Source organism: Streptomyces sparsus, assembly GCF_054776295.1.
The window spans coordinates 1-1,984 of record NZ_BAAHCA010000899.1 but is presented as its reverse complement, the minus strand read 5'-3'; the positions used below and the strand labels follow the sequence as shown (position 1 = coordinate 1,984).

General features: G+C 71.6%; 2 protein-coding genes. Both read right to left on the bottom strand.

Annotated elements, in window-relative coordinates; all coding sequences use genetic code 11:
- Positions 1-46: 46 nt before the first annotated feature.
- Positions 47-1,255: a methionine adenosyltransferase gene (gene metK / locus ACYVE9_RS24695; protein ID WP_461030111.1), complete on the bottom strand. Its 1,209-nt coding sequence runs from the start codon at positions 1,253-1,255 to the stop codon at positions 47-49.
- 245 nt (positions 1,256-1,500) lie between these two features.
- The coding region (locus ACYVE9_RS24690; RefSeq protein ID WP_461030110.1) for a phosphopantothenoylcysteine decarboxylase domain-containing protein at positions 1,501-1,984 on the bottom strand (484 nt) is incomplete at its 5' end.

The following is a 1,984-nucleotide window of genomic DNA, read 5'->3' as shown; positions in this document are numbered from 1 at the left end:
GCCCGGACACCGTGCGGTGTCCGGGCCCGTCCGGCGATGCCGGTGCTCAGAGGCCGACGGCCGTGCGCAGCTCCTCGACACGGTCGGTGCGCTCCCAGGTGAAGTCGGGCAGGGCGCGACCGAAGTGGCCGTACGCGGCGGTCTGGGCGTAGATCGGCCGCAGCAGGTCCAGGTCGCGGATGATCGCCGCCGGACGCAGGTCGAAGACCTCGGCGATGGCGTTCTCGATCTTGCCCACCTCGACCGCGGCGGTGCCGAAGGTCTCCACGAACAGGCCCACCGGCTCGGCCTTGCCGATCGCGTAGGCGACCTGCACCTCGCAGCGGCCGGCCAGGCCCGCGGCGACCACGTTCTTGGCGACCCAGCGCATCGCGTACGCGGCCGAGCGGTCCACCTTCGACGGGTCCTTGCCGGAGAAGGCGCCGCCGCCGTGGCGGGCCATGCCGCCGTAAGTGTCGATGATGATCTTCCGGCCGGTGAGGCCGGCGTCACCCATCGGGCCGCCGATCTCGAACCGGCCGGTGGGGTTCACCAGCAGCCGGTAGCCCTCGGTGTCGAGCTTGATGCCGTCCTCGACCAGCTCGGCCAGCACGTGCTCGACGACGAACTCGCGGACGTCGGGCGCGAGCAGCGAGTCCAGGTCGATGTCCGAGGCGTGCTGCGAGGAGACCACCACGGTGTCCAGCCGGACGGCCTTGTCGCCGTCGTACTCGATGGTGACCTGCGTCTTGCCGTCGGGGCGCAGGTAGGGGATCGTCCCGTTCTTGCGGACCTCCGACAGGCGGCGGGAGAGCCGGTGCGCCACGGTGACGGGCAGCGGCATGAGCTCCGGCGTCTCGTCGCAGGCGTAGCCGAACATCAGACCCTGGTCACCGGCGCCCTGCCGGTCGAGCTCGTCGATGTCACCCTCGACCCGGTTCTCGTAGGCGGTGTCGACGCCCTGGGCGATGTCCGGGGACTGCGAGCCGATGGACACCGCGACGCCGCAGGACGCGCCGTCGAAGCCCTTCTTGGACGAGTCGTAGCCGATCTCGAGGACCTTGTTCCGCACCAGGGTGGGGATGTCGGCGTACGCCTTCGTGGTGACCTCACCCGCCACGTGGACCTGACCGGTGGTGATGAGCGTCTCCACGGCGACCCGCGAGGCGGGATCCTCCTTCAGGAGGGCGTCGAGAATGGTGTCGCTGATCTGGTCAGCGATCTTGTCGGGGTGTCCCTCGGTGACGGACTCCGAGGTGAACAGGCGGCGGGACACATCGCTCCCTGGGGTTGCAGCGGCTGCTGGCTGAAAATTTGTCGGACCGGTCGGGGGCTGCGCCCGGGACGATCCGCGGACAGTTTATCGGTAGGGCCGTGCCCGCTGGTCAAGGTGTCTCACCCAGCGACACGGAACGTTCTACCACCCGTGCGGGCCAAGGGGCAGTAACGCGTACCCGCCGGTTGCCCCGGGGCCGGTACCGGCCCCGTCCTCCGCGGGCGGCGGACGGGGCCCGCGACGGCTCAGTCCGCGTCCGGCCACCGCGCGCCGACGAGGTCCCAGACCGTCTCGGCGAGGGTCTCCTTCGGGCCGAGCGGCACGGGCGTCTCGCTGCCGTCGGCGCCGAGCACGACGGCTTCGTTGGTGTCGGAGCCGAACGTGCGGTGCTCGCCGACCTCGTGGACCATCACCGGCCCGTAGCCCTTGCGGGCGAGCTTGGCACGCCCGTTGGCGAGCACCTCGTCGGTCTCCGCGGCGAAGCCCACGACCAGCCGGCCCGGCCGCTGCCGGTCGGCCGACAGCTCGGCGAGGATGTCGGGGTTGCGGACCAGGGCGACGGGCTCGGGGTCCTGCCCGTCACGCTTCTTGATCTTGCCGTCCGCGTAGTGGGCCGGCCGGAAGTCGGCGACGGCCGCGGCCATCACGACCGCGTCGGCGTCCGCGGCGGCCTTCAGCACCGCCTCGCGCAGCTGGACGGCGGTGCCCACCCGGACCACCTCGACGCCG